Genomic DNA, 26,738 nt, shown 5'->3' on the forward strand with positions numbered 1-26,738 from the left:
TTTTTATATCGCGTCAATCGATCTTATTGATTAGGATGGTGGTAAGCAAGCATGTGCCGCCATACGGTGCTGCTTAAATCCCTACACACATAACAATAATTTCAGGGGGCAAATCTGTGGCAATCCATAAGCCTGCTGCACGACCTTATCTCTTCCTCGCGGTGCTGGCCTTCGGTCTATTGTTTTCCGTTGTGATGCGCTTGTACCTGAATTTCAATGGTGGACACATCGACGAATACGATTATTTGTTTGTTGCTAAGCAGTTATGGTCGGGCAATGAGTGGCGCAGCTATTTCTATATTTTTGGTTCTAACTTGAACTGGTACATGCTGGGGGTGGGCGAAGCTCTCGGCGGACTGCTGGGGGCAAGAGCAGTGGCGGGGCTGTTTGGGCTATTGTCATTGGCAGGGCTGTATTGCTTTGTGCGTCAGTTGTACGGGTCGGCATTGTTGGCGGGCTTGAGTGTGGCGCTGTTCTCGATGCAGGCGGCGCACATTTTCATCAGTAAATTTGCCACTTACGACATTATTGCCTTGGCGTTTTTCAGCTTGTCGCTGATGCCGTTGTTACGGGCGTGTCAGTCGTCAGGCAGGCAGCGTTATCTGCCTTTGCTGGTCGCGGTGGGTTTGGTTTCGCTGGCTGTTACCAGTAAATACATTGTGGTGGCGTATGTGCCGTTGTTGGTGTTGGTGGCTTTGTGGTTGTCGCCGCTGGTGGGGCTGTTGTTCGGTGCAGGGGTGACGCTGATTCTGGGTGCGTATGTTGCTTGGCATTGGGTGGATTTGCAGGGTTTGTATCGGATTCAGATTCTGGGTGTACACGGGGCGAATGCGCCTTATGACGATATTTTGCGTATGGAAGGTTTGTATCTGGCCTTGCCGTTGGCGATGTGGCTGGCAGCACTGGGCTGGCAGCGTTATCACCAGCGGGGACGGGCGCTGCGTGACCGCACAACCTTGATCATGCTGGCGCTGCTGGTGTTTGCTTTGCCATTGGTGGCTTACCATTTACACGGGCAGAACATGATTTCCTTGTACAAGCATCTGGTGTATGCGCTGTTTTTTCTCGCGCCGGTAATGGCGTGGCTGCTGTGGAATGTGATGCAACGTTTCAATTTTACACTGATGGCGCAAGCAGGCGCGGCGGCAGTAGTGCTGGCGATGATTGGATTGAATGACAGTTTCTTGCGCGATATGCACCACGGTTACCCGGATGTGCGCCCGGTGATAGCGGCGCTGGCTGCACAGCCGCTGGATGGCAATACCACGATCGCCAGCGAAGACCCTTACCTGATGCGCTATGCCGCTTTCAGCCATTTGCCGCAAAACCACATCAAGGAATTGCAGTGGATGGACAATAACAGGGACGGTAAGTCCGAAAAGAAGGATGTGGTGGAAGCCTTGTGGGATCGTAAGTTTACCTATGTGTTCATGAATAACCTGATCCAGCCCAAAGCCAATCAGGATTTGCGGGGTGTTATGCACAGCCGTGGTTATGAAAAGGTGTTGGAAATCCCTTGGCAGACTTCGCAAGTGATGAGCCATCAGGATAAGGGCGTGCTGGAGTTGTACAAAAGTACTGAGCCTGCGCGAATTGCAGTGGCTAACGATGTGATGTTTCAGTAATGGCGAGTATCCCCGCATGGATTTATGTAGTGCTGGTCGTGTCGATCGGGTGTAGCAGTGCCGCACAAATTTTCCAAAAATTGGCCGCACAGGATCTGGCAACGCATGTCGGCTCACCGTTGCGTTTGCTGCTGAAACAGAACATTTTGCTGAGCATTTTTTTCCTCGGTACTGGCTTGCTGTTGTGGTTGGTGGTGCTGGGGAGGCTGGAATTGAGCATAGCCTACCCGATGCTGAGCATGGGGTATGTCGTGGTCATGCTCGCCGCCCGCCAGTTATTCCATGAAACCATTCCGCCGCGCCGTTGGTTGGGTACGGCCTTTATTATGGCGGGGATTTCGCTGTTGGTTGGGGGCGTCGTATGAAGTGGTTACTGATGGCAACGTCGATTATTTGTGGGGCGTTGGGGCAGTTGTTCATGAAGGCGGGAATGCAAGCGGTGGGGGCGTTAGCGGCGTTTTTTCCTGCGCTGCCATCCGGCACAGTGAGTGCTGAACAATGGGGCGGAGTGTTGTGGGTGGTGGCGGGCATTGTGTGTTATGGCATTGCAATGCTGGTGTGGATTTATGTGCTCGGGCATTTTGAACTGAGCGTAGCGTACCCTTTGCTGAGCGTGGGGTATATTTTGGTTTATTTAGGCGCAGTGTTATGGCCGCAGATTGGCGAATCGTTCACGTTGGGTAAGACAGCGGGCATTGTGCTGATCATGCTGGGTGTGGCACTGGTAGCAACTCCGACTAAGGCAAATAATCATGAATAACGAACGACCTTACCTGTCTATCATTATCCCGGCTTACAACGAGCAGAGTCGGATTGCCGATTCGCTCTATAAGGTGAAAGATTACCTTTCACAGCAATCCTACCGCAGCGAAATCATCGTGGTGGATGATGGTAGCCGTGACCTGACCACCGAGGTGGTGAAGTTTATCGACATCTACGGTAAGGAAACCAAGGAGCAGGATGAAGGTGAGTTACTGGAAAATATTAAGAATGTTGGTAAAGGTTTTTCCATTGCACGCGGGATGATCAAAGCCTCTGGCGAGATCGTGCTGTTTAGTGATGCTGATCTTTCTACCCCGATTGAGGAACTGGAGAAGCTGTTGCCGTATTTTGATCAAGGTTATGACGTGGTCATCGGTTCACGCAAACTGGCAGATTCCGAGGTGGAAAAGAAACCGTGGTATCGGGATGCGATGAGTTTGCTGTTCAACCTAGCGGTTCGTGCCCTGTCAGTGCCGGGTATTAAGGATACACAGTGTGGATTCAAGGCATATCGGCGCGAAGCAGCGCAGCGCATTGCCTTGTTGCAGCGTATTTACGGTTTTGGTTTTGACGTGGAACATTTGTACATTGCCCGCAAGCAAGGCTTCAGGATTAAGGAAGTGGCGGTCAAGTGGGAGCACATGGAAGGTTCTACTGTTGATCCGATCAAGGATTCGATTCGGATGTTTATGGATTTACTGAAGATTCGCTGGTTGCATCGGGCTATTTGACAACCAATTAGCTTCAACCCCCACAGAAATTTTTTTCTGGGGGGCTTCAGCACAAGCGTTACAATGAACCGTTTTTCAGGTCGTTGGCCAGAAGTTGGTTGAGCCAGCTTGCCACGTTTTTGACGGTAGCATTACGATTGGCATCTTCGTTGATTAGGCGTTTTTGGGTGTTATTCAGACCGAAACCCAAGTGATAGAGACTATCCGCAATCTTGTTAATGGCATTTTTGCCAAAGAGTTGAGTTTTTGCGCCATCGCTTTGCACCAAATGGAAGCCAGTTTCTTCGCCAGCTTCATCATCGCCATGGTAAACCAGCCAACTGTCATAATGATTGGCTTGGATATAGTTACTTAGGGTTTGTATTTCGGTTGGGGCAATGAGGCCATCCGCAGCAATGCCTGTGGCTTTAATGGCTTGTACGATAATGTGGTTCATCGCATCTGCTGCTGCGGCACCTTCACGTATATCACCGGTTGAGATCTTTTTCTGTAAGCCGGGGTCTTGATAAATAATGTCGATGATCTTATCCAACCCGGTTCCTGTGCTTCCGTTTACTTCGGTGATGGTCGGGTTTTTTAAGGTTCCGGCGCTTAGATCCTGAGCCAGTAGTGCATTGAGCCATTGACCAACATTGGCATAGCTAGCGTTTGTGGTGCCGTCTTCGTTCAACAGCTTGTTTTTACGGTGGGATTCAAACCCCAGATGGTAAATGCCGTCTGCTACTGTGTTGATGGCATTTTTGCCGAAGAGGGTGGTTTTTGCACCATCGCCTTGTACCAGATGAAAGCCCGTTTCTACACCATTTTCATCATCACCATGGGATGTCAGCCACTCTGTATGGTGATACTGAAAAATATAGTCGTTTAATTCTCGTGCGTCGGCCGTTGAAATATTGGCGTCATTGGCAACACCTGTTGTGGTAATAGCCTGAATAATAATCTGATTCATGGTATCGGCAGACATGGCGGCTTGCTCAATGTTTGCAGGTGTTACCCGTTTGTTGAGTGCTTTGTCGGTATTGATGATGGTGACGATTTGGTCAAGGCCGGTAGCCGTACTGCCGTTATAGTTGGCTGAAGCATGGCCGCTAACACCTAAAAATACCGCAATAGAAACGGCCATTGATAGGGCTTTTTTAGAGGGAAATCTAAACATTATTGTATCCTCATTTATTGGGGGGGCGGTATACCTTTTACAGTCATTCTTCCCATCTATCAATAATGTTAATGGCTAGAGTGAGTTGTTGCTTAGTATTGATGCAAGAAAAAATGCGTAGCCTTAGGGGCGATGAGTGGGGAAATCCACTACCAGCGGTGAATCGGTTACTTCCCATTGCCCTTTTGCGACGTTTTCACCGGTTGCACTATTGAATACCAGATAGCTGTACTTGCCGTAATGCGGCAGTTTTGCCAGCATCTTATCCAGACCGTCGGGGCTGGAGGCATCTAGCAATACGATATTCTGTTGCCCTGCGCGTAAACCCAGCGCTAGCGTGTGCAGCCCGCAGGTGTAATTCACGCTATTGAGGGTAAACGCGGCATCGGTCATGTTGAACGGTTGCTTGGCGCGTTCGAGCAAGCCTTGCAGCGCCGCATTGTCGCCACCCAGCAAGATTACCGTGCCGGTATCAGGCAATGGCGCATCGTCGTATTGCACCCGCAGCGTCGGGTCGCGGGCTTTCAGCGCATCCAGCCAGCTTTCCCACGCCACTTGCATGGCTTCATCCGTTTTGCGCGACAGCACGTAGGTCTTGGTTTCTTTGCCGTATAACACGCCAATGGTGGCGGGCATTTCAGCCGCATCCGGCAGGCGGAACAGGTCGAAATCCGGGTCAAGCGCCAGTTGCGCGGGGGCGGCAGGCAGGCTTAACTCAAAGGTTTGGGTGGCTTGTGTCATCGACAAGGTTTCCACTTGCGCGGGGTGTTTGTCAGCAAAGCGGATGTGGGCAGGAATCGCCAGCGGGTAGGCTTTACCGCTTTGTGTTTGTTGCAAGGTCAGTTGCAGGCGGTAGCCAGTACCTTGCGGCGTAAGCGTGTGTGACTGGATGCTCAAACGTGGCGCACCCGTGCTTTCCAGCCAGACTTGCCGGAAGGCTTGGTCGGCGTGCAAGCTGTCCAGCAAGTTGCCAAAGGTGGCGGGGCGGAAACGGTATTCCTGATAGAAAGCCTTCAAGCCTTTGAAAAAAGCCGCTTCGCCAACCTGCTGGCGCAGCATGTGGAACAGCATCAGCGACTTGCCGTAACCAATCGCCTGGGTGGTTTCATCGTGACGGCTGCGGAAATTGGTGAGCGGGAAATCGTTTTGCGAGCCGACAAACGTGGCGTATTTTTGCAAGGTGCTGCGGCGGTATTCGGTGCCTTCGCCCATTTGCTGTTTGATGCGCTGATCGGCGAGGTACGCAGTCAGCCCTTCCGACCAGTTGCCTTGGCTGGCATCGACATAGACCCCGTTGCCCCACCAATTGTGCAAGATTTCATGCGGAAACGAGGAGTGCAGGATAAACGGCAAGCGCATCACCCGCGAACCGAGCAGCGTGAACGAGGGCATTCCCCAGCCTGTTTCCCAGAAACTTTCCACCGTGGCAAACTTGGCGTAAGGGTACGCGCCCAGCAAGTCGGAATACTCATCCAGATATTGTTGGCTGGCTTGCAGGTAGCGTTGCGCAAGGGCTTCGTCTGCTTCCTGCAAATACACCATCGCGGTGGCGTGCTTGCCGGGTTGCTGGTAAACGTGGAATTTGCCCGCCAGTAAGTAAAGGCTGTCTTGCGGTTGATTTTCCGCCCAGCCATCGCCGCTCTGTTTGCCTTGGCTGAGGCTGACCCAACCTTCGGGCAAGGTGGTGTGCAGTTCAAAGGTGTGCAGCGCATTGGCGCTTTGCGCATACCATTGGCTGGCGCCGTCGAGGTAAATGCCTGTTTCATTCAACAGTACACAAGCTTGCGTCAGCCACGCGCAGTCAGGGGTGGAGGCGAGCTTACCACTGTATTTGAGGGTGATCTCCCGTTGCTCTGGCAGAAGTGGAATACTATAGCGGTGTATTTCCTCACCCGTTCCCTGAGCGGAGTCGAAGGGAATATCAGGGGTCAGCTTAAAAGCGGGGTTGAGTGTGAATTCAAACGCGCCATTTACCCGCAGGCTATCCGGCACTTGCAGCGTGTCTTCCACCTGCAAACGGCCTGTTTTGATGTCAGGTGTGACCCGCAGGTTGTGGTGCAGCACTGGCAAAGCGTCTGCCACTGACAGGGCAGGCAATAACCAAACCAGTAGGACAACAAGATGTTTCAGAATCGGCATAAATCATTAGTCCATCGTATGAGTCGTGTCATGGTCATGCTGTTGGTTACGTGCTTGCCTTGGGGGGCGATGGAAGCAACACCGGAAGATGCGTTGGCGTATGTTGACGCACATCCACTGGCTCAGCCGCTCGCAGACACCTTGGCGCAAAACCGGGTGGTATTCGTGGGTGAAGTCCACGACCGTTACGACCACCACCTCAACCAACTAGCTGTATTGCGGGCATTACACCAAAAAAATCCTAACATTGCGATTGGTGTGGAATGGTTCCAGCAGCCGTTTCAAGCGGCGGTCAACGACTTTCTGGCGGGAAAAATCAACGAAACCGAGCTGTTGCGTGGCACGGAATATTTCGAGCGTTGGGGCTACGATTACCGCCAATTACGCCCGATCATGGAATACGCCAAGGCCAACCATTTGCCAGTAATTGCCCTGAATGCGCCGGTCGAGCTGACCCGCAAAGTGTCCAAAGGTGGGTTGGAAGCCTTGAGCAGTACCGAACGAGCGCAATTACCCGCGACGATTAACCCGCCAGATACCGCTTACCGTGCGCGGCTACAAACGGTTTTTGCGATGCATTCCGAGGATAAAGCGCAGTTTGAGCATTTCCTGGCAGTGCAGCGTATTTGGGATGAAACCATGGCGCAGCATGTGGTGAATTATGTGCAAAAACACCCGCAGCATCAGATGGTGGTGTTCGCGGGCGTCGGGCATATCAGCGACGGCGCTGGCATTCCCGCAGATGTGATCCGGCAAATCCCAGCTATCAAGCTAGCCACCGTTGCTAGTGCTAGCTCGCCGGATGCGCCGCCGAACAGTGTTGATCACACGCTACCCAGCCCGTTATTGGCGCTGCCGCCCCTTGGAAAACTGGGTTTGCTGTTGAATCCTCAGGCAAGCGGTTTGAGCGTTGCCGCACTGGATACTAAAAGCGGCGCGGCGCAGGCGGGTGTCCGCGAGGGCGACCGGGTGGCAAGTCTGGACGGCGTGACGATCCATAACATGGCTGATCTGAAACTGGCCTTGGCTCAGCGTCCGGCAGGCGCAACGGTACAGTTGGCGGTGGAGCGTAGCGGGGAAAGAGACTTGTTGTCTTACAGCGTCGTCTTGCAATAGACAGAGGTATCCCTCAAAAAAGTCTGTTTTTAACGCATTTTGATGAACGGTTATGGTGCATTATGCGACAGAGTGTAAAAGTATCATTCAAAAGAAAACAGAAGCCGGAGGGGCACTCATGTCATCAAAAGATTTTGCTGATTATCTCGGGCAGCGCGTTGCTAGATTAGGGCTTTCCAAGTCAGAAGTCGCACGCCGTGCTGATATTTCGCGCCAAACATGGTATCGCTTACTCAGTGCTGAGGTCACTGATGCTAAATTGTCGACCATGGCGCGGCTGGCAGAGGCGCTGGAAACCACCCCGCTGCATCTGTTAAGCATCTACTTTGGGGAAGAAACCACTGGGGATGTGGTGCACTTACACGCGCCTGCCAATAATCACCGCCGTGCGCAAGCGTGATTGCCCGAACTGTGACATCTTGTCGAAATCACTGCGACTGATCGGTAAGTACTGATTATCCAGCGCAAAGCGGTAGTCGGGTTCATTGATGTAAGGGTCATGGATGTAGATGAAACGCTTGTCGATCGCCGCGACCACGACCCAATGCGGGGTCTTTTTGTGGTCGAAGCGGTAGGTGCTGATCAGCACCAGTGGCACATGGCCTTGTTCTAGTGCCGCTTCCAATTCCACTTGGGTAATATTGGTGTAATGCACCGGGGCGGCCTGTTCCGCCAGTTGGTGCAGGAAATCCTGATGTACCTGTTCAATCACCTGCTTTTTGTCTTCATCGCGCACCGAGTCAATAAACGGCGTTTCGGTTGAAGACAGGTAAGTTGCAGCGCTGTAACCGCGTCGGATCGCCGCCAACGCCAACCCCACCGGGCTGCACCCGCCATGCCCTGCCATCATGTAAATGGTGGTGGATTCGCGCCAGATGCCCAACTCTTCGCTCATGCTCATGGTTTGTTGGGCGCTGAGGGCTGCCATGCCCATCATCAAGGCTGCCGGGCCGCAGGTAAAATCAGTGTGTTGTGGGTAATAAGGCACATCCACATGGGTGGTTTGGGCTTTGGGGTGCAAGATACGTTTTTGCAGGCGCAGCGCATCGGCATGGTCTTCGTAATAATCCTTGTATTCGCCGAAGGGCTTGTAACCCAAACGCTGGTAGAGGCGAATGGCACTGTCGTTATCGGTGCGTACTTCCAAGCGCATACTGACGCGCCCGTTTTCGGCACAGGCTTTTTCAGCGTGTTCGAGCAATTGCTGGGCGATACCGCGCCCGCGCTGGCTGGTATCGACGGCAAGGGAGTAAATACGTGCCAGATGCGTGCCCCGGTGCAATAATGCCAGCACATAACCTGCGAGGGTTTGCCCCTGATACGCCACCAGAAAACAGTTTTGCTCGTGTTGCAGGAAATAGCGGAAACTGCGGCGGCTTAAGCGGTCGCTATCAAAGCTGGTGTTTTCCAGTGTGACCAGCGCCGCAATGTCGGCGTTGGTGGCGGGACGAATATCGGTTGCAAACATGCAGGGGTAGCCTTAAATTTACCAAAATTAATTATTACACGAACGATGGGGATAACGCTTACATGCCTGACTATTTGTTGCTGGTCGATGACCTCAAGCATTGGAAAAAAGATTTTCCCGAACACCCGCTGGCGACGGTCAAGGATTATCTGACGGGGGAGGTGTGGGCGAAGCGTCCGCATTTGCATGTCATCAATTTGTGCCGCGACTTGTCTTACCAAAGCCTCGGTTACTATGCGTCCTTGCTGGCGGAAGCGCGGGGGCATCGGGTGCTCCCCACCGTCAGCACTTTGCAGGATTTGACCCGCAAGACCTTGTACGGTCCGGTGCTGGACGATCTGGATGCATTGGTCAACAAGGCGCTGGGGCAAGAAGCACATGGCGTGGATATTTCGCGCTTTGAAATGGTGCTGCATTTCGGCAAATGCGACAGCGAAACCCTGCGCCCCTTGGCACGCAAGCTCTACGAGGCGTTCCGCGTGCCGCTGTTGCGGGTGGAATTTCGCCGTAACGGGCGCTGGCGCATCAGCAAATTGCGGGCGGGAACGTTGGATAAGTTGAGTTACCCGCAGGAACATTTTTTCCTGCAAGTGCTCGACAAGCAAGTTCGCCAGCGTTGGCAAAAGCCTGCGAGTGCCAAACAGGCGCGTTACGATCTGGCGATTTTGCATAACCCGGAAGAAAAGCTGCCACCGTCGGATGCGAAAGCCTTGCAAGCCTTCATCCGCGCGGCTGCTGAGCAGGGCATTGCAGCGGAACTGATCACGCCCAAGGATTTCGGGCATTTGCTGGAATACGATGCGCTGTTTATCCGCGAAACTACGGCCTTGAATCACCATACTTACCGTTTTGCCCGCAAGGCTGCCAACGAGGGCATGGTGGTGATTGATGACCCGGATTCGATCCGCCGCTGTGTGAATAAGATTTTCCTGAGCGAATTGCTGACGGCGAATGGGGTGGCGACACCTGCGAGCCTGATTCTGGCGAAAGGTGAACTGGATAAGGCGGAACAGCAACTGGGCTACCCGGTGGTGTTGAAAATTCCTGATGGGTCGTTTTCGCGGGGCATGTTCAAGGCGAGTAATCGCGAGGAAATGGAGCGTGCAGCGGCGGAATTGTTCCAGCATTCGGCACTGATTCTGGCGCAGGCGTATACTTATACGGAGTTCGATTGGCGCATCGGGGTGTTGAATGGCGAGGCGTTGTACGCGTGCCGTTACTTCATGTCACGCGGGCATTGGCAAATCATTAACCACAATACTGGCGGCAAGGCGAAAGAAGGCAAGTGGGAAACCTTGCCTGTGGATGCTGTTCCGGCTACGGTGTTAGCAACGGCATTACGGGCTGCGGGTTTGATCGGCAATGGCTTGTACGGGGTCGACCTGAAACAGACTGCTACCGGGGTGGTGGTGATTGAGGTCAATGACAACCCCAGCCTAGAGTATGGCGTGGAAGACAAGGTGCTGGGTAAACAGCTTTACCAGCGGATCATGGGTGAGTTCCGGCGACGGCTGGAGCAGGGATAGCGTTAAAGGAGTGGATACTATGCAAGCAGAATTTTGGCTTGAGCGTTGGGAGCAAAACCAGATTGGTTTCCATCAGTCTGAAATCAACAGCCATTTACAGGCATTCTGGGAACGGATGGTCGTGCCTGCCGGTAGCCGGATTTTTGTGCCTTTGTGTGGCAAAAGCCGCGACATGCTGTGGTTACAGGCGCAAGGTTTTAACGTGACCGGGATAGAGATCAGTGCGGTAGCTGTCCGTGATTTTTTTACCGAGAATGGTTTGAAGCCAACTGTTACCCAGCAAGGCGCGTTTGAGCGTTGGGAATGCGATGGTCTGGTGATTTTGCGGGGTGATTTTTTCCAGTTGAGTTCTGTGGATGTGCGGGAATGTGCCGGGGTGTTTGACCGTGCCTCACTGATTGCCTTGCCGCCGGAGATGCGGGTTCGTTATGCACAACACTTCATGGCTATCTTGCCACCGGGTGTGCAGACTTTATTGATTACGCTGGAATACGATCAAAGTGAAATGAAGGGGCCACCGTTTGCGGTGCATGAACCGGAAGTGCGTGGCTTCTATGAGGAGCAGTGTACGGTGGAACGTCTGTTGGTGCTGGATGCGCTGGCTGATGAACCCGGTTTCCGCCAGCGGGGCGTAACCCGGCTGGAGGAGAAGGTGTATTTGCTGACGCCGAATTAAGGGAGTTATTGGGTGGGGGCAGTAGCCGCGACTGTTTCAGGTTGTGGTGCTGCTGCCTTGTCAGGTTTATTGAACGCATACAGGGCGGCGATGCCAATGCCGATAGCAGCCACAACAGCGACTATTTTTAGTTTGGAGTCGCCTGATTTGTCTTCAACGCCCAGTTGACGACGGGCTTCTTGATACATTGAGTCGCTTTCATAACGCTTGGCGCTTTCTTCGGCTGCCTTGATGCTTTTGCTGAGTTCGTTTTCGTATTTCTGGCGTTCGCTTTCCACGGCTTCTTTCATGCGCTGGGTGCGCAGGAAACTGTCACCGATCACACCGCAGGCTTCACATTTTTCATTGTGCTCTTTGGTTTGAACTTGCTGGTGTTTGCAGGCAGGGCAGGTGTACAGCGGGCCAGTGAGTTGGGTATTTTCTTCCAGAGGAACCAGTTGTAGGGTAGGGCGTATCGCGCATTTGATAGCCAATGTGCTGAGTTGCTGGCTGATGGCTTCGGCTTCTGCCTGACTGATATTTTCGCGGATGGATACCATGCCGTTGTTGAACAGCAGCGCATCCGACAGCTTGAATTCGAGGTAAGGGCTATTGTCATCCAGCAAGGTGAGGACGTCGCGCACCAAGGCTTCGACCGATTTGTCGGAGCTATGCCCGGTGACGACGAGATCGAACAGTTCTGGTATTTGAGCTTGTGGTGACTCTGACATGGTTTTTATCCTGTTTTTTATTAGAGGGTATAAGCAGTCCGACAGGATGTAAATGATGGGCAGATGAACGCGCTATTCAGGGTCGGGTGGCTTTTGCGGGTGTTTTCCGCAGCTACAGGCTTCCGGCACGGGGTCAACCCCGCCTTCGTTCCACGGGTTGCATCGGCCGATGCGGCGAATGGCGAGCCAACTGCCTTTGAGTGCGCCATGGGTTTCGATTGCTTCCTTCGCGTAGTGCGAACAGGTGGGGTAGAAGCGGCAATTGCTCCCCAGCATCGGGCTGAGGAACAATTGGTAGAAGCGGATAATGAGGATGAGTGGGTATTTCATGCGGTCATTTCCTGTTGGTAATCCGCGTATAAACGTTCTAATTGATCAAAGTCACCATCGAACGTCTCGATTTCAAGGGCATAGTATTTGGCGGCCGCGAAGTGAAAAATATCAAATTTGTATTTTTTCTTATCAGGTACTTTGATGTTTTTGTACTGCGAAAAGCGAAATAGGTTCTCCGCTAGTTCAGCCACTTCTGATGTGATTTGAAAAAGTCCGAAGGTAGCTAATTGTTCATTAATAAATTGATAGTCATCTTGTTTATGCCACTTTATTCCACATAAGACTTCGTAACGAATCAGTGGCGTGATAGCTAAATTAGCATCTTCTTCCAGTAAACGTTCAAAGCGTGTTTCGGCTTCTGAGGTGTGCGTGTCAAATACACCAATCAATAAATTAGCATCCAGTAATACATTTCGCATTATGATGCTTTCCTTTCACGCAAATACTTCAATAATTTTTGCTTCGCTTCTTTTTGCGAATCACTGACAGGGCGTTCAAGTGCTAGACGGTTGAGATCAATATGGAATGCTTGTTGCAATAAATCAATCATGGCTGTGTTGCCCGGATTCTTGATTTTGTAGGTACGCACGACATCATCAGCGTCACGCCGAAGTTCGTAGGCTTCACCATCTTCAAGCTGACTCAGTACTAGCGGGGAGTGGGTCGCAATGAAAAATATGGTATTGGGAAACAACTTTTTGAGCGTTGGAATGATCTTAACCTGCCATGCCAGATGGAGGTGGCTCTCGATTTCGTCGATTAAGACGATACCTTGTACATCTTGCAAATCACGCGTATTAGTCGATGTACCATATTCTGAAATAATGTTAGTTAAAATTTTGAATATAGAAACAAAGCCAGTGCTAAGTTGAGATAGTTCTTTCTCTTCATTATTAACTTTTAAGGTAATATTATTTTTGTCGTCAAGTTCTAGATAATTGGCATCATATTTTGAATCAATTTCATGTAAACACTTTAATAGGGTGAATAAATAATGCTGGCGATTGTTTTTGTTTTTTTGGAAGATGCTCGATAAGTTAGCACTTTCCACTATCCAATTACGTAGAGAGTCGGGCTTTTCAGCCGCTTCTTCAAAATGTCCCCTATCTTGTGTTTCAATGAAGACAACGGGTGGTTCTTCCTTTAAATCTATTTGAAAGTTAATATCTAGTGTATTGAGTAATCTGGTTTTGCCGACGCCGTTTGCGCCGATGAAGACGTAAGCCTGCTTGCCCGGTTCGAGGTCAAGCTCGATTGTGCCGACGCCTTGCACGTCTTCCAGTCGTAAGTGGGTTAAATCCAGCATTGTCGTCGCTCCATCGGTAGAACCATTTCCGCTACTTTAGCAGAAATGGTTCAGTGTCGGTAATCAGGTGCTTAGTGTTGGTTGCTTCTCGCTCGGATTGCATCAAAGCTATCATCCACCAGCAATTCGCCGTTGCGGAACACCGGGCGCAGCAAATTGCTTTCCCACGACAGCGCATCTTCGCGGATGGTTGTCAGCTTGCCAGCATCGCGAATCACCGCCAGCCGCCCACGTTTGGAGTGCTTGCCGGAATCGGTGACCGGCTGTTTGTACACGTCACGCCATGCACCGTTGATCTGGATCGCGGAAGCTTTCATGGCAAAGCTCAAGGTGTCGCGGTTAACCTTCTGCAACAGCCCGCCGCCCATGCCAAACGCGACGTTTTCGGTGGAAAAGCCCGCTTGCTGGATACGTTGCAAAATCACGCCGATGGAGTCCACGTCCACCCCGTCGCCTTGAATCACCCGCACGCAATCACTCAGCACTTTGTAACCCTTGCTGTTTACCCGTCCGCCGAATTCGGCATACAGGCGTTCCAGCACTTCCGGCACGATGTCTTCTGGCACGCCGGAATCAGGGCGGATCACCACAGTTGCGCCGCTGCTTTCGACTTGCGCCCGCAATTGCTTGCCCCAAATCTCGGAAACCGCGTGGTGAATGTCGTAGGAATCGGACACCACCGCTAACAATTTCCCCGGTTTGGCGAATTGCTTGAGCATATTGGCGTAAGCGTCTGCTTCGCCATCGCGTCCCCACGCGGTAATGGTGGAGTGTTCCGCCGCTGGAATCGAGAAGCCCGCCATGTCTGCGCCGTAATATTTCCGCGCTGCCAGCAAGGCCACGACCGTATCCGTGCCCATGAAATTGACCAAATGTGCCATGCCGCCGAGGGCTGCGGATTCGTGGGAAGACACTCCGCGAGCGCCGAAGTCGTGCAGTTTGAACGGCAGTTCCGCGTCCGGGTTTTCGCAAGTGGCTTCGAGTGATTGGCGGATAGTCTGTTTAACTTGCCATGACAGTGTGGCAACGGTAGTCGGATACCAAATCGCCCGCAGCAAAGCCGTTTCCAGATACGACGTCAGCCAGTAGGCTTGCGGGTCGGTATTGCGTACCTGTACCAGCGCAGTGCCGGTGGGGACTATCGTGCCTTCAGGCAAGGCTGCGATTTCGATGGGCAGGAAACCACCGTGCCGTTGCACAATTTGTTCCCAGCCCAAGCGGTAAAACGGTACGCCGTGCGCGGCAAACAGTGCTTCCGCTTCGTCAATATCGGCGAGTGTGACGGGCTTGCTCAAGGTTTCTTTCAGGAATGCCTGCAAACCGAAAAACAGCGATTGTTTGAACTGCCCGCCGCGTGCTTCGATGTAGGATGACACAACGTCCGCTCCGGCAGGGTATTGCAGGAAGTGGCTGGCTTTGTAGCTGTCAGTGTTGAGAATCAGGTTGGTGAACATAGGAAATCCTCCTGTGTTGAGAGTTAAGCGCCGGTCTATCCAGCGCGGAAAGTGAGAATGTTTACCCAATCATCGTTTTGATGATCTGGAAATGGTCTTCAAACAATCGTTCAGGGTCGAGGTCGCCCAACGGAACCCAGAAAGCCTGTTGCGCATCGTCGCCGCCTTTCACTTTCGGCAGGCCGTGCGCATCGGGTTTGAGTTCGATCAGGAATGCATGGGTAATGGTGCGCCCGCGTGCGGAACGGTAGGGGTCATCGAAGACCTGTTCCTTCACAATCGAGCCTGCCAACACCGGCGCGGGGACTTTGATGCGGGTTTCTTCACGCAATTCGCGGATGACCGCCTCGCGCAGCTTTTCGTGCGGGTCGAGGAAACCGCCGGGTAGCGCCCATTGGCCTTTGCCGGGGCGGGCTTTGCGTTCGATCAGCAAGATGTGCCCGGCTTGCACCACCACCGCATCGACCGTGACGAAGGTGGGCGCGTAAGGTGCAGCTTCCCAGCCCTTGCGGTACTGGTTGACGAATTCCCATTCGCCTGCAATGTGTTGGAAGGTGGCGGATTCGCGGAAGGTTTCCAGCCACCCTTGCACGGCATCAGGCAATTCGCCTTGCGTTGTACCGTGTTGGAAATACTGTTCACGCAGCGGAGTGGATGACAGCCCGCGCACGTTGTCCACCGCGACCGATTGCCATTGTGGGAACATCGACAGGTAGTAGGAACTGTGGTCTTTGCTGTGCCCGATCAGGCCGATGCGCGGCGCGGCACTGCCCACTTTGGGTGGAAAGCGGCAAGTGATGCCATGCACCGATTGTTGCACAAGGGTAATCCAGCCTTGCTCGTTGTACGTGTCATCCAGCAAGGGTGCGAGGATCAGGCGTTCACCTGCCTCAGGAAACACCGCCCGGATAAACTGTTCGCGTTCGGCAAATGTCCACGGGTTACGCAAGGTGCGCGGCTGGCAACTGGAACCGACTAGTACAATGACGCGCTCGGCACGCTGCAACGCGGTTTCCACCACGGCTTGGTGGCCTGCATGAAAAGGCTGGAAGCGGCCGATAAAGACCAGAAAATCGAAATCAGGTTTGGACATGTCAGTAAGCTCCTTACTGAGAATGGTTGGTCTTGGTCTATCCAAGATACTTATCAGTAGACACCCATTCGTGAGGGGAGTCAATTACCGCCCATCTGGTGATGAAGTGTCTGGTTATCTATCGTTTTTTAAGATCGTTACGTATTAGACAATCAATTTTATAAAAATAGAAGAAAGCCCCATACTGGCTATATTGATACATAAACACCAGACAGGAGATTACTCATGGACATCAATATCGGTATTCCCAACGACCAACGCCAAGCCATTGCTGACGGCCTTTCACGCTTGCTCGCCGACACTTACACGCTTTATTTGAAGACCCACAACTATCACTGGAACGTGACCGGGCCGATGTTCAATACCCTGCACCTCATGTTCGAGACGCAGTACACCGAACTGGCACTTGCGGTGGATTTGGTGGCAGAACGCATCCGCGCCCTTGGCTACCCAGCACCGGGTACTTACGCGGCTTACAGCAAGCTCTCATCCATCAAGGAAGAAGAAGGCGTGCCCAAGGCACAAGACATGATCCGCAAACTGGTGGAAGGTCAGGAAGCGGTGGTACGCACTGCCCGCAGCATTTTCCCACTGGTCGATGCTGCCAGCGATGAACCCACAGCGGATTTGTTGACCCAGCGGATGCAAATCCACGAAAAGAATGCGTGGATGTTGCGTAGCATGTTGGAGTGATCCGTTTAGCTCAGCGCTTTCAAGGTCAACGACAAACTCGCCAGCAACAATAATACCCCAATCAGGCGCGTCATCTGCGTTTGCGTCAAACCCGTATGCACATGACCGCCTAACCACAATGCCCCCAACATAATAGGCAAAGCAAACAATGCACTCCACCACACCGTTTGCGCCATCAGCAGCCCGGCGATAAAAAACGTGACAATACGCACTGCACCTTCGATGAAAAACAGCGCCGAAAACGTGGCTCGCAACAAGCTTTTGTCGTGGATGCGGTGGTTCAGGTAAATCACATAAGGCGGCCCACCCGTGCCGAACAAGCCGCCCACCGTACCACCCGTCAAAGCAGCAGGCACTGCCCACCCGCGTGAAATCGGCTTTTCACCCTTGAGGTTCAGCAAGCTGCGGATGGCAAAGACTAAAATGAACGCCGCCAGTGCCAACAACATTGGCGTCATCGGCAGATTCACCAGCAATTGCGTGCCAATGATCACCCCCAGCAGGCTAAACGGAATCAGGATATTGATTTCCTGCCATTGCACCCGCTTCAAATCCAGCCCGCCCATCACCAGCGACGCGGTGAAATCCAGCAGCAGAATCAGCGGCACCACAAAGGTCAGCGGCAAAAACAGCGCCAGCAAGGGCACGGCAATCAAGCCCGACCCAAACCCCGCAATGCCCCGGATGAAATACGCCAGCACCACAATCGCCGTTGCAGCAGCATACTGCCAGACTTCCATCAAGCGTAGAGCGTTTGCGGGTCAATCAGCACGTCACGGTCAATGATGACCTGATCGCCTTCCACCTTGTTGTAAAAACAGGAGCGCCGCCCGGTATGGCAAGCAGGCCCAGTCTGATCCACCAACAGCAAAATCGTGTCGGCATCGCAATCAATGCGCAATTCCTTCAACACCTGCATCTGCCCAGAGGACTCGCCCTTGCGCCAGAACTTGTTGCGCGAACGTGACCAGTAACAAACGCGCCCGGTTTGTAGGGTTTCTTCGATACTTTCCCGGTTCATCCACGCCATCATCAGGACTTCGTGGGTATCGTGTTGCTGGGCAATGGCGGGGATCAGGCCATCAGCATTGTATTTAAGCGCGTCGAGTGTGTCGGTCAGTGTCATGGTGTTCCTGCTAATGCATCGTTTATTGGTGCGAGTATACCAGCATGTTGTAAGATATAGCCCACCTCTGATTTAAGCGAAATGACCCCATGTTAACCCTGTACCAATTTAATGCCTGCCCGTTCTGCTGGAAGGTGAAAGCCTTCATGAACTACACCCACATCCCCTATGACGTGGTGGAAGTCACCCCGTTTGGCATGAAGGAGCTGGATTTTACCGACCATAAAAAAGTGCCCGTGCTGAAAGACGGTGCGGAAATCGTGGTGGAATCCAGCGCGATTGTGCGTTACCTGAACGACAAATACGCAGATTTGCTTCCCGCCCCGCAGGATGATGAATGGCAGGCGTGGGTAGATAACACGCTGGTGCATTACCTGCCGCCATTGATTCACCCCAACATCGGCAAGTCGTTCAAGAACCTTGGCCTGTTGATGACCAGCAGTAAAGATGGCGCAGCAAAGCGTTTCTTCGTGCGTTTGGCGGGAGCGCTGGTTATGCCACGTGTCGCCAACAAAATGAAGCTGAAACACCATATCCAGAATCCTGAAAGCGAATTTCAGGCAGCACTGGCGCATTGGATAGATAAAGGTTTAGCCGGAAAAGCCTTTTATGGAGGAGAGCAACCCAGCTTGGTGGACACCAACGTCTTCGGCGTCTTACGTTCTGCCCAAGGCATGGGCATTCTCGAAGCAGCGGCTGTGACCAACCCTGAATTTGGGCGCTGGTACGAAGCCTGTCGCGGCATGATGGGCGCGTAACAAGACCCTCTCTTGCTCCCCTCCTTTGCAAAAGGAGGGGTTGGGGGAGGATTTTCTTCCACGATACCGTTAAATCACTTGCCCCGGCAGTTTGCGCTTATAACCGCGTTCTTCGAGTTTAGCCAGATACTCTGCCCAGTTCTGCTCCATGTTCTTGCCCAAGTCATACAGCAAGTTCCAGTCATAAATACCACTGTCGTGATTGTCATCAAAGGTTAACTGGATGGCGTAATGCCCTACCTGTTCAATGCCTTTGATATTCACGTTTTCCTTGCCGATTTGCAGGGTTTCCTGCCCCGGCCCGTGACCACGCACTTCGGCAGAAGGTGAATTCACCCGCAGGTATTCACAGCTCAAGGCGTGTACTTCGTCGCCCGGCCAAGTGATCAGCAGTTCGCGGGTTTTCTGGTTCAGGGTAATGTCGAGTGGTGTCATGTTTGGTTCTCTTTACAAAATGTAACGGCTCAGGTCTTCGTCTTTAACCAGTTCGCCAAGGGTTTTGTCCACGTAGGCGGCGTCAACCGTCATGGTGCTGTCGCAATCGGGCGCTTCAAACAGCACCGTTTCCAGCAAACGCTCCACCACCGTGTGCAGGCGGCGCGCGCCGATGTTTTCGGTGCGTTCGTTGACTTCAAAGGCAATTTCCGCAATGCGGCGGATCGCATCCGGGGCAAATGTCAGCTTGACGCCTTCGGTTGCCAGCAAGCCTTCGTACTGTTCAGTCAGGGATGCATTCGGTTCGGTGAGGATGCGCTCGAAGTCATTCGCGCTCAAGGCATCCATTTCTACACGAATAGGTAGCCGACCCTGTAATTCCGGTATTAAGTCAGAGGGTTTGGAAACGTGGAAGGCGCCCGAGGCAATGAACAAGATATGGTCGGTTTTGACCATGCCGTATTTGGTGTTGACGGTGCAGCCTTCGATCAGTGGCAGCAAGTCACGTTGCACACCTTCGCGGGAAACATCTGCGCCGCTGGTTTGTCCGCTGCGTGCCACTTTGTCGATTTCGTCGAGGAAGACGATGCCGGTTTGTTCAACGGCGAACAAGGCGCGTTGCTTCAGCTCATCCTCGTTGACCATCTTGTGGGCTTCTTCCTCGGTCAGCACTTTGAGCGCGTCCTTGATTTTCATCTTGCGCTTGCGTTTTTTGCTCTGGTTGAGGTTCTGGAACATGCCTTGGAGTTGGCTGGCCATTTCTTCCATGCCCGGCGGGGTCATGATTTCCACGCTGGCACCGCCGACGGAGACATCCAGCTCGATTTCCTTGTCGTTGAGTTCACCTTCGCGCAGTTTTTTGCGGAATTTCTGGCGGGTAGGGGAATCGTCACGCACCGGCTTGGCGGGTTCGTCATCACCGGTGGCTAGCCATTCGTTGACCGGGGTTTCCTTGCGCGGCGCAGGTAATAGGAGGTCGAGGATGCGTTCTTCCGCCGCTTCGCCAGCGCGGTATTTAACCTTGTCCACTTCCTGTTCGCGCATCATTTTCATCGCCATGTCGGCGAGGTCGCGGATGATAGAGTCGACTTCCTTGCCCACGTAACCGACTTCGGTGAATTTGGTGGCTTCGACCTTGATGAAGGGTGCGTTGGCGAGTTTGGCGAGGCGGCGGGCAATTTCGGTTTTGCCGACACCCGTGGGGCCAATCATCAGGATATTTTTGGGGGTCACTTCGGGGCGCAGCGCATCATCAAGCTGCTGGCGACGCCAGCGGTTGCGCAGGGCAATGGCGACGGAACGCTTGGCCTTGTCCTGACCAATCACGTGCTTGTCGAGTTCTTGGACGATTTCGCGGGGGGTCATGGTTCCGACGCTCATCAGAGTTCCTCAATGGTCAGGTTGTGGTTGCTGTAAATGCAGATGTCAGCAGCGATGTGCAAGCCTTTTTCGACGATTTCACGCGCGGAAAGCTCAGTGTTTTCCAGCAGGGCGCGTGCTGCCGATTGGGCGAATGCACCGCCGGAACCGATGGCGATTAAATCGTTTTCTTGCTCTATCACGTCGCCGTTGCCGGTGATCAGTAGGGACGCGGTGGCATCGGCGACGATCAGCAAGGCTTCCAGTTTGCGCAACATGCGGTCGGTGCGCCAGTCTTTCGCCAGTTCCACTGCTGCACGGGTCAGGTTGCCGTGGTGTGCCTGGAGCTTGCTTTCAAAGCGTTCAAACAGGGTGAAGGCATCCGCCGTGCCGCCAGCGAAGCCAGCAATCACTTTGTCGTTGTACAGGCGGCGTACTTTGCGGGCATTGCCTTTCATGACGGTATTGCCTAGCGTCACCTGACCATCACCACCTACGACAACTTTGCCGTCGCGGCGCACGCTCAGGATGGTGGTTCCTCGGTATTGTTCCAAAATCAGCTCCAGATTTTTTAGTCTAGCCCCTAGCGTGTGGGTGTTTGGGGTAAATTTCAAGGGCTAGGGAATACCCACATCGCCATAAAAAAAATATTGTTTAAGGAATGTGCTTGCAGCGTGTATTATGCTTAGCGGAGTGCGAGATTTTTCCTTTTAAGTTCAATGGGTTGTTGGTGCAACATTGTTGTTTTGATGCAACAGCCCATTTTGTTGCTCTTGAGCCTTCAGGAGGTGTTGTATGAGTATATTTGGCTTGGTGATATTCGTTATCATTGTGTTCGCGGCTTGCTATACCTGTCAGTTTGGTACCCGTCGCGAAAACTTACCCGATGAAATTAAGAAACTGCTGTAAGTTGACTATCCAGAACAAATTCGACCCAAAATATTTACCTACCGATTGAAACCTGAACTGCCCGTGTTCTGCGGGCAGTTCTCATTGTTATTCACGCGCTGAGAGCACCTGACAGAAAGCGCTTGACAAGGCACTAATTTGGTGATTGACAAGCGTAAGTCGATTGCCTATAGTTTCCCGCTTTCTCGCAAAGGCAGCCTGTCTGGGCTGCCTTTCGCATTTTTGGCTGTTATGGCTATTTTTTGGAGGTTTTGCCGTGACTAATGCAGTAATGCCGACGTATGCACGTTTGCCGGTCACTTTCGCGAAAGGCGAAGGTGCTTTCCTGTGGGATACCGCAGGCAAACAATATCTGGATGCCCTCAGCGGCATTTCCGTTTGCAACGTTGGTCACGCGCGACGCGAGGTGGCGGATGCCATTTGTGCGCAAGCCCATGAGTTGTTGCACACCTCCAATCTGTACCAGATCGAACACCAGCAGGCATTGGCAGAAAAGCTGTGTGCGCTGTCCGGTTTCGAGAACGTGTTTTTCGGCAATTCCGGCGCGGAAGCGAACGAAGCCGCCATCAAGATTGCGCGTCTGTATGGCCATAATAAAGGTGTCGAAATCCCCACGGTGGTGGTGATGAGCAATGCCTTCCACGGGCGCACCATGGCCACCGTGACCGCGACCGGCAACCCCAAGGCGCAAGCCGGGTTTGGCCCTTTGGTCGAAGGTTTCGTGCGCGTCGAATACGGTGATGCCGATGCGGTAGCCGCTTTGGGCAGCAACCCGAATATCGTCGCGGTGCTGGTCGAACCCGTGCAGGGTGAAGGCGGTATCCGCATCCCGGCAGACGATTATTTGCCACGTTTACGCGCTATCTGCGACCAGCACGATTGGCTGCTGATGGTGGATGAAATTCAGTCTGGCATGGCGCGTACCGGCAAGTGGTTTGCGTTCCAGCATTCTGGCATCCAGCCGGATGTGATGACGCTGGCCAAAGCGCTTGGCAATGGCGTACCGATTGGTGCGTGTCTGGCGGGTGGTAAAGCGGCCAATGTGTTTGGCCCCGGCAATCATGGTTCGACGTTTGGCGGTAATCCGCTGGCGTGCCGTGCGGCGCGTGCCGTGATTGGCGTGATGGAACAAGAAAACCTGCCAGCCCGTGCGGCTGAGTTGGGTGACTATTTCCTGTCGCAATTCCGCGCAAAACTGGCGGGTGAGACAGGTGTACGCGAGATTCGTGTGAAAGGTTTGATGGTGGGAGTGGAACTGGAACGTGATTGCGGCGAGTTGGTGAAACAGGCTCTGGAGAGCGGTCTGTTGCTCAATGTTACGGCTGGCAATGTTATCCGTTTGTTACCACCCTTAGTCATTACGCACGAACAGGCCGACCAAATAATAACTATGGTAACTGCATTGGTGCAGGCATTCTTGCACCCCGCTGCTGGAGAGAGACCCTCATGACAACGATGAATAATAAACCTGTCAGGCATTTCCTGACGTTAACTGACTTTACTCCGGTTGAATTGATCAGCCTGATTGGTCGTGCCATTCAACTCAAGGCGATGTGGAAACGCGGGGAAACCCATGAGCCGCTGCACCTGCGCACCTTGGCGATGATTTTCGAGAAATCGTCTACCCGTACCCGCGTGTCGTTTGAAGCGGGTATGACCCAATTGGGCGGGCATTCCATGTTCCTGTCGCCCAACGATACCCAGTTGGGGCGGGGTGAGCCGATTGAAGATTCTGCGCGGGTGATTTCGCGCATGGTCGATGTGGTGATGATCCGCACCTTTGAGCAGGAAAAAGTGGAGCTGTTTGCGGCGAATTCCCGCGTGCCGGTCATCAATGCGTTGACGGATAAATATCACCCTTGCCAGTTGTTGGCGGACATGATGACGTGGATCGAACAGCGCGGCCTGCCCAACGGCAAAACCGTGGCATGGATTGGCGATGGTAATAATATGTGCCATTCGTGGATGAATGCGGCCAAGCTGTTCGGTTTCCACCTGAATGTGGCTTGCCCGGAAGGCTACGACCCGGACGGGGATGTGATCGCGGCAACGGCTGGGCACGTGACCTTTTTCCGTGACCCTAGCGCAGCGGCCAAAGGTGCGGATGTGGTGGTCACGGATACGTGGGCAAGCATGGGTCAGGAAGCGGAAAAGAAAATCCGTGAAACAGCCTTCGCCGGTTATCAAGTCACCACCGACATGATGCAACTGGCAACGCCGGATGCGCTGTTTATGCACTGCCTGCCTGCTTACCGTGGTATGGAAGTGTCCGCTGAAGTCATGGATGGTGCGCAAAGCGTGGTCTGGGATGAAGCCGAAAACCGCTTGCACGCCCAGAAAGCCTTGTTGGAAGTGCTGCTGTGCGGTTTCCCGGAAGGCACTTCTGAGGCGGCATGAGAATAATTTCAGCCAACACCAACGGCATCCGCTCTGCGGCGAAAAAAGGCTTCTTCGAGTGGATGAAGCAGCAGCAGGCGGATGTGGTGTGCATTCAGGAAACCAAGGCACAAATCCATCAACTGCAAGAAAACCCCGCGCTGTTTTTCCCGGAAGGCTATCATTGCTATTACCATGATGCCATCAAGAAAGGCTATAGTGGGGTAGCGCTTTATTGCCGTACCCAGCCGGATGACGTCATCATGGGGATGGGCGATGCCGAATTCGATGCGGAAGGCCGTTACATTGAAGCGCGTTTTGGCAAACTGAGCGTGATTTCCTTGTACTTGCCTTCCGGCTCGTCGAGTGAAGAGCGTCAGCAAGCCAAGTACCGTTGCATGGATCATTTCCTGCCGTTGATGGAGCAGATGAAAGCCAGCGGGCGTGATTACATCATCTGCGGCGACTGGAACATTGCCCACCAAAACATCGACATCAAAAACTGGAAGGGCAACCTGAAAAATTCCGGTTTCTTGCCGGAAGAACGCGCTTGGCTGGACAAGTTGTTCGGTGAGGTTGGTTTTGTGGATGGTTTCCGTGAAGTGAATCAGGAAGCCGAACAGTATACGTGGTGGTCAAACCGTGGGCAGGCGTGGGCAAAGAATGTCGGCTGGCGGATTGATTACCAGATTCTTTCGCCATCACTGCAAGGCAAGGTGAGCGCAGCGGCGATTTATAAAGATGAACGCTTCTCCGATCATGCGCCGCTGAGCTTGGATTATGCTTATGAAATTCCTTGTCAGTCTGTTGTTGCTGCTAACGCTGGGTCTGTCACCGGCTAACGCGGATACCGAGCAGCGTCCCAAAATCGGTTTGGTGCTGGGCGGCGGCGGGGCTGCCGGGGTAGCGCACGTCGGTGTGCTCAAGGTGTTGGAAGCCAACCATATTCCCATTGACGTGATTGCGGGCAATAGCATGGGCGCGATTGTCGGCAGTTTGTATGCCTCCGGCATGAGTGCCGCTGACATCGAAAAAGTGGTGCACGATCTCGATTGGATCAATCTGTTCCGCGACGACCCTTCTTACCAAATCAAATCGTATGACCAAAAGCAGCAGAGCGCGGATTTTTTCAGTGCCTTCAGCTTGGGTGTGTCCAAGGATGGGGTGAAACTACCCGGCGGCCTGATTGACGGGCAGCGGCTGATGTTTGAGTTGCGCCGCTTGCTCAAGCCGGTGGATCGGGTCACTGACTTTGACCGTTTGCCGATTCCGTTTCGGGCGGTAGCCACCGACATCCGCACGGGCGAAACCGTGGTATTGAAACAAGGCAATCTGGCGACGGCGGTACGTGCCAGCATGTCGATTCCGGGGTTGTTTGCACCCGTGACTATCGACAACCGTTTGCTGGTGGATGGTTTGGTGTCGAACAACCTGCCGGTAGATATAGCGCGGCAAATGGGCGCTGACATTGTGATCGTTTCCAGCATTCCGCCTGAAGCCAACCGCACGCTGGATTCGGCGCTGGACATCAGTTTGCAGTCGATGGATTTGCTGATGCGCAAGACCAGCGATACGCAGTTGGCGAGCTTGACGGACAAGGATATTCTGATCCAGCCGCCGGTGGGCGATATTGGCAATCTGGCGTTTGACCGGGTCGCTGAAACCATTCCGCGTGGCGTTCAAGGGGCGAATGCAACATTAGGGGCTTTAAAAAAACTGGCGGTATTGCCGGAACAGATGCCCCGTCGCGCCAATGTTCAGCCCGCAACAGCGGATCGCCCGATCAAATTGGCACGGGTGCAGCTTGAGAATGAGTCCTCCTTGAGCGATAAGCTGGTGTTGCAAAAACTGGGTATCCAGCCGGGTGAGGTGCTCGACGACCAGCGGTTGCAAACAGGTCTGGATCGGGTGTACAGCTTGGGGTATTTCAGTCTGGTGGATTACCACCTGACCCAGCGTTCGGATGGTGATTACGACCTCAAAGTCATGGCACGCAAGGCTGACCAAGGCGATCAGCGGATCAGTGCCGGGTTTGCGTTGAGCGATGACTTTAATGGCGACACGGGGTATCAGGCTGGGGTGAAATACGTGCGCAAGGGCTTGACAACGCAGGGGACGGAGTTGCGCCTGCAAGGGGTGATCGGCGAACGCATTCTCGCCAAAGCCGAATTGCACCATCCCTTGCAGGATGGCAAGGAAACCTTTGTCGCTCCCAGTGCATGGTATCAGGAACGCGATGCCAGCATTTTGCAGGGCACGCAACAGGTGGCGGAGTTGCGGGCGAGTGAGGCTGGAACGCAGTTCGATGTGGGGCGTGCCCTGGGTAATAATGCCGAAGTCCGTGCTGGGGTGTTTTACCAGCATATTACGCCGGAGGTGAAAACCGGCACGCTGACTTTACCCGATGACTCGCTGGCTGAGGCGGGGATAGTCTTCCAATATCAATCTGATACGCTGGATTCGGTGAATTTCCCCACCAAGGGCGGGCGGGTGACGGCTGCGTATACTCAGGGCATGAAGGCGATGGGGAGCGATACGGACTTTTCCCGGATTGAACTGAAAGGTGAGCGGGTTTTGAGTCGCGATAAACACAGCTTGATCGTGAGTGGGCAGGTCGGTGCCAAGGCCAATAACGATGATGGCTTGGTGTTCAGCGCCAGTAATGCGGGGGGGGATTTGCAAACCGGGCGGTTGTCATTTGTCGATAATGACCAGTTGGTGGGTAATTATACGCTGGATGGTTCCTTGACCTATATGCGTCAGCTTGCCGAAATACCACAGGTAGCCAAAGTGCATGTGGGAGCGTCAGTGGGTGGTAGTCAGGCGTGGCAACAAGCGAATGAGGTGAGCCTGAGCGATTTACGGGCGACTGGTTCAGTCTTTTTGGGTGGGGAAACACCGATTGGCCCTGCATTCATCGGGGTACGCAAGACCGAAGGCTTTGATCATGAAGCTTATTTCAATTTTGGGCGGGATTTTTAAGAGAG

Annotated in this window: 28 protein-coding genes; 14 read left to right on the plus strand and 14 right to left on the minus strand. The window is 53.2% G+C overall.

Annotated features, from left to right (window positions below; genetic code table 11):
- Nucleotides 1-116 precede the first annotated feature (116 nt).
- Genes J9253_RS17030 through J9253_RS17045 form a run of 4 tightly spaced genes read left to right on the plus strand, consistent with a single transcriptional unit; the run spans nucleotide 117 to nucleotide 3,118 of the window.
- On the plus strand, nucleotides 117-1,625 hold the full coding sequence (locus J9253_RS17030; RefSeq protein ID WP_210222082.1) for an ArnT family glycosyltransferase: 1,509 nt from the start codon (nucleotides 117-119) through the stop codon (nucleotides 1,623-1,625).
- Entirely contained in the window at nucleotides 1,625-1,990 is a 366-nt protein-coding gene (locus J9253_RS17035) for a DMT family transporter (RefSeq protein ID WP_210222083.1), read from the plus strand. Before J9253_RS17030 ends, J9253_RS17035 begins: the two co-directional genes overlap by 1 nt.
- Entirely contained in the window at nucleotides 1,987-2,385 is a 399-nt protein-coding gene (locus J9253_RS17040) for a DMT family transporter (RefSeq protein ID WP_210222084.1), read from the plus strand. The genes J9253_RS17035 and J9253_RS17040 overlap by 4 nt, the downstream gene beginning before the upstream one ends.
- Nucleotides 2,378-3,118, plus strand: a complete 741-nt coding sequence (locus J9253_RS17045) for a dolichyl-phosphate beta-glucosyltransferase (RefSeq protein ID WP_028488768.1) — start codon at nucleotides 2,378-2,380, stop codon at nucleotides 3,116-3,118. Before J9253_RS17040 ends, J9253_RS17045 begins: the two co-directional genes overlap by 8 nt.
- A gap of 58 nt (nucleotides 3,119-3,176) precedes the next feature.
- On the opposite strand, the gene J9253_RS17050 is transcribed toward J9253_RS17045, so the two are convergent.
- Nucleotides 3,177-4,274 (minus strand): hypothetical protein, encoded by a 1,098-nt coding sequence (locus J9253_RS17050; RefSeq protein WP_210222085.1) that lies wholly within the window; start codon nucleotides 4,272-4,274, stop codon nucleotides 3,177-3,179.
- 123 nt (nucleotides 4,275-4,397) lie between these two features.
- Entirely contained in the window at nucleotides 4,398-6,413 is a 2,016-nt protein-coding gene (locus tag J9253_RS17055; protein WP_210222086.1) for a M1 family metallopeptidase, read from the minus strand.
- Between the two features lie 30 nt (nucleotides 6,414-6,443).
- Here J9253_RS17055 and J9253_RS17060 point away from each other — a divergent pair, with 30 nt between their 5' ends.
- Nucleotides 6,444-7,529 (plus strand): ChaN family lipoprotein, encoded by a 1,086-nt coding sequence (locus tag J9253_RS17060; RefSeq protein ID WP_228291413.1) that lies wholly within the window; start codon nucleotides 6,444-6,446, stop codon nucleotides 7,527-7,529.
- A 118-nt stretch (nucleotides 7,530-7,647) separates the two neighbouring features.
- The gene (locus tag J9253_RS17065; RefSeq protein ID WP_210222088.1) at nucleotides 7,648-7,929 is read left to right on the plus strand and encodes a helix-turn-helix domain-containing protein; all 282 of its coding nucleotides are present in this window, start codon (nucleotides 7,648-7,650) and stop codon (nucleotides 7,927-7,929) included.
- On the opposite strand, the gene rimI is transcribed toward J9253_RS17065, so the two are convergent.
- On the minus strand, nucleotides 7,888-8,997 hold the full coding sequence (gene rimI, locus J9253_RS17070) for a ribosomal protein S18-alanine N-acetyltransferase (protein WP_210222089.1): 1,110 nt from the start codon (nucleotides 8,995-8,997) through the stop codon (nucleotides 7,888-7,890). The two genes, J9253_RS17065 and rimI, sit on opposite strands and share 42 nt — an antisense overlap.
- 62 nt (nucleotides 8,998-9,059) lie before the next feature.
- On the opposite strand from rimI, the gene J9253_RS17075 reads away from it, so the two are divergent.
- Together J9253_RS17075 and J9253_RS17080 are read left to right on the plus strand one after the other, a co-directional pair.
- Nucleotides 9,060-10,523 carry a RimK family protein gene (locus J9253_RS17075; RefSeq protein ID WP_210222090.1) on the plus strand — a complete coding sequence of 488 codons (1,464 nt, stop codon included), beginning with the start codon at nucleotides 9,060-9,062 and terminating at the stop codon, nucleotides 10,521-10,523.
- A gap of 19 nt (nucleotides 10,524-10,542) precedes the next feature.
- Nucleotides 10,543-11,199 carry a thiopurine S-methyltransferase gene (locus J9253_RS17080; RefSeq protein ID WP_210222091.1) on the plus strand — a complete coding sequence of 219 codons (657 nt, stop codon included), beginning with the start codon at nucleotides 10,543-10,545 and terminating at the stop codon, nucleotides 11,197-11,199.
- Between the two features lie 5 nt (nucleotides 11,200-11,204).
- Here the strand turns inward: J9253_RS17080 and J9253_RS17085 are convergent, their stop codons facing one another.
- The 6 genes from J9253_RS17085 to J9253_RS17110 all read right to left on the minus strand — a co-directional run bounded on the left by J9253_RS17085 (nucleotide 11,205) and on the right by J9253_RS17110 (nucleotide 16,095).
- Nucleotides 11,205-11,909, minus strand: a complete 705-nt coding sequence (locus J9253_RS17085) for a flagellar basal body-associated FliL family protein (RefSeq protein WP_210222092.1) — start codon at nucleotides 11,907-11,909, stop codon at nucleotides 11,205-11,207.
- A gap of 72 nt (nucleotides 11,910-11,981) precedes the next feature.
- On the minus strand, nucleotides 11,982-12,239 hold the full coding sequence (gene yidD, locus J9253_RS17090) for a membrane protein insertion efficiency factor YidD (protein ID WP_210222093.1): 258 nt from the start codon (nucleotides 12,237-12,239) through the stop codon (nucleotides 11,982-11,984).
- Nucleotides 12,236-12,661 (minus strand): PIN domain-containing protein, encoded by a 426-nt coding sequence (locus J9253_RS17095; protein WP_210222094.1) that lies wholly within the window; start codon nucleotides 12,659-12,661, stop codon nucleotides 12,236-12,238. Before J9253_RS17095 ends, yidD begins: the two co-directional genes overlap by 4 nt.
- Entirely contained in the window at nucleotides 12,661-13,548 is an 888-nt protein-coding gene (locus J9253_RS17100) for an AAA family ATPase (RefSeq protein ID WP_210222095.1), read from the minus strand. The genes J9253_RS17095 and J9253_RS17100 overlap by 1 nt, the downstream gene beginning before the upstream one ends.
- Before the next feature lie 71 nt (nucleotides 13,549-13,619).
- A complete protein-coding gene (locus J9253_RS17105) occupies nucleotides 13,620-15,002 on the minus strand; it encodes a nicotinate phosphoribosyltransferase (protein ID WP_210222096.1) in 1,383 nt (460 codons plus the stop codon).
- 61 nt (nucleotides 15,003-15,063) lie between these two features.
- Nucleotides 15,064-16,095, minus strand: coding sequence for a bifunctional nicotinamide-nucleotide adenylyltransferase/Nudix hydroxylase (locus tag J9253_RS17110; RefSeq protein ID WP_210222097.1), 1,032 nt, complete (start codon nucleotides 16,093-16,095; stop codon nucleotides 15,064-15,066).
- 225 nt (nucleotides 16,096-16,320) lie between these two features.
- Between J9253_RS17110 and J9253_RS17115 the strand changes: the two genes are divergently transcribed.
- Nucleotides 16,321-16,788, plus strand: coding sequence for a Dps family protein (locus tag J9253_RS17115; RefSeq protein ID WP_210222098.1), 468 nt, complete (start codon nucleotides 16,321-16,323; stop codon nucleotides 16,786-16,788).
- 5 nt (nucleotides 16,789-16,793) lie between these two features.
- Here the strand turns inward: J9253_RS17115 and J9253_RS17120 are convergent, their stop codons facing one another.
- Together J9253_RS17120 and hisI are read right to left on the minus strand one after the other, a co-directional pair.
- Nucleotides 16,794-17,528, minus strand: coding sequence for a sulfite exporter TauE/SafE family protein (locus J9253_RS17120; protein WP_210224653.1), 735 nt, complete (start codon nucleotides 17,526-17,528; stop codon nucleotides 16,794-16,796).
- On the minus strand, nucleotides 17,528-17,914 hold the full coding sequence (gene hisI, locus J9253_RS17125; protein WP_051543097.1) for a phosphoribosyl-AMP cyclohydrolase: 387 nt from the start codon (nucleotides 17,912-17,914) through the stop codon (nucleotides 17,528-17,530). Before hisI ends, J9253_RS17120 begins: the two co-directional genes overlap by 1 nt.
- 89 nt (nucleotides 17,915-18,003) lie before the next feature.
- Between hisI and J9253_RS17130 the strand changes: the two genes are divergently transcribed.
- Nucleotides 18,004-18,672, plus strand: coding sequence for a glutathione S-transferase N-terminal domain-containing protein (locus tag J9253_RS17130; protein ID WP_210222099.1), 669 nt, complete (start codon nucleotides 18,004-18,006; stop codon nucleotides 18,670-18,672).
- Nucleotides 18,673-18,741: 69 nt separating this feature from the next.
- On the opposite strand, the gene J9253_RS17135 is transcribed toward J9253_RS17130, so the two are convergent.
- The 3 genes from J9253_RS17135 to hslV are packed head-to-tail and all read right to left on the minus strand — an operon-like array spanning nucleotide 18,742 to nucleotide 21,020.
- Nucleotides 18,742-19,107, minus strand: a complete 366-nt coding sequence (locus J9253_RS17135) for a gamma-butyrobetaine hydroxylase-like domain-containing protein (RefSeq protein ID WP_028489339.1) — start codon at nucleotides 19,105-19,107, stop codon at nucleotides 18,742-18,744.
- A 12-nt stretch (nucleotides 19,108-19,119) separates the two neighbouring features.
- Nucleotides 19,120-20,487 (minus strand): ATP-dependent protease ATPase subunit HslU, encoded by a 1,368-nt coding sequence (hslU, locus tag J9253_RS17140; RefSeq protein ID WP_210222100.1) that lies wholly within the window; start codon nucleotides 20,485-20,487, stop codon nucleotides 19,120-19,122.
- On the minus strand, nucleotides 20,487-21,020 hold the full coding sequence (gene hslV / locus J9253_RS17145; protein ID WP_210224654.1) for an ATP-dependent protease subunit HslV: 534 nt from the start codon (nucleotides 21,018-21,020) through the stop codon (nucleotides 20,487-20,489). Before hslV ends, hslU begins: the two co-directional genes overlap by 1 nt.
- Before the next feature lie 611 nt (nucleotides 21,021-21,631).
- Between hslV and J9253_RS17150 the strand changes: the two genes are divergently transcribed.
- The 4 genes from J9253_RS17150 to J9253_RS17165 are packed head-to-tail and all read left to right on the plus strand — an operon-like array spanning nucleotide 21,632 to nucleotide 26,733.
- Nucleotides 21,632-22,825 carry an aspartate aminotransferase family protein gene (locus tag J9253_RS17150; RefSeq protein ID WP_228291414.1) on the plus strand — a complete coding sequence of 398 codons (1,194 nt, stop codon included), beginning with the start codon at nucleotides 21,632-21,634 and terminating at the stop codon, nucleotides 22,823-22,825.
- The gene (gene argF / locus J9253_RS17155) at nucleotides 22,822-23,772 is read left to right on the plus strand and encodes an ornithine carbamoyltransferase (protein ID WP_407701774.1); all 951 of its coding nucleotides are present in this window, start codon (nucleotides 22,822-22,824) and stop codon (nucleotides 23,770-23,772) included. Before J9253_RS17150 ends, argF begins: the two co-directional genes overlap by 4 nt.
- Nucleotides 23,769-24,593: an exodeoxyribonuclease III gene (locus J9253_RS17160; RefSeq protein WP_210222101.1), complete on the plus strand. Its 825-nt coding sequence runs from the start codon at nucleotides 23,769-23,771 to the stop codon at nucleotides 24,591-24,593. The genes argF and J9253_RS17160 overlap by 4 nt, the downstream gene beginning before the upstream one ends.
- Nucleotides 24,538-26,733 (plus strand): patatin-like phospholipase family protein, encoded by a 2,196-nt coding sequence (locus tag J9253_RS17165; protein WP_228291415.1) that lies wholly within the window; start codon nucleotides 24,538-24,540, stop codon nucleotides 26,731-26,733. The genes J9253_RS17160 and J9253_RS17165 overlap by 56 nt, the downstream gene beginning before the upstream one ends.
- Nucleotides 26,734-26,738 lie beyond the last annotated feature (5 nt).

Source organism: Thiothrix litoralis (assembly GCF_017901135.1).
In the GTDB taxonomy this organism is placed as follows: Bacteria; Pseudomonadota; Gammaproteobacteria; order Thiotrichales; family Thiotrichaceae; genus Thiothrix; species Thiothrix litoralis.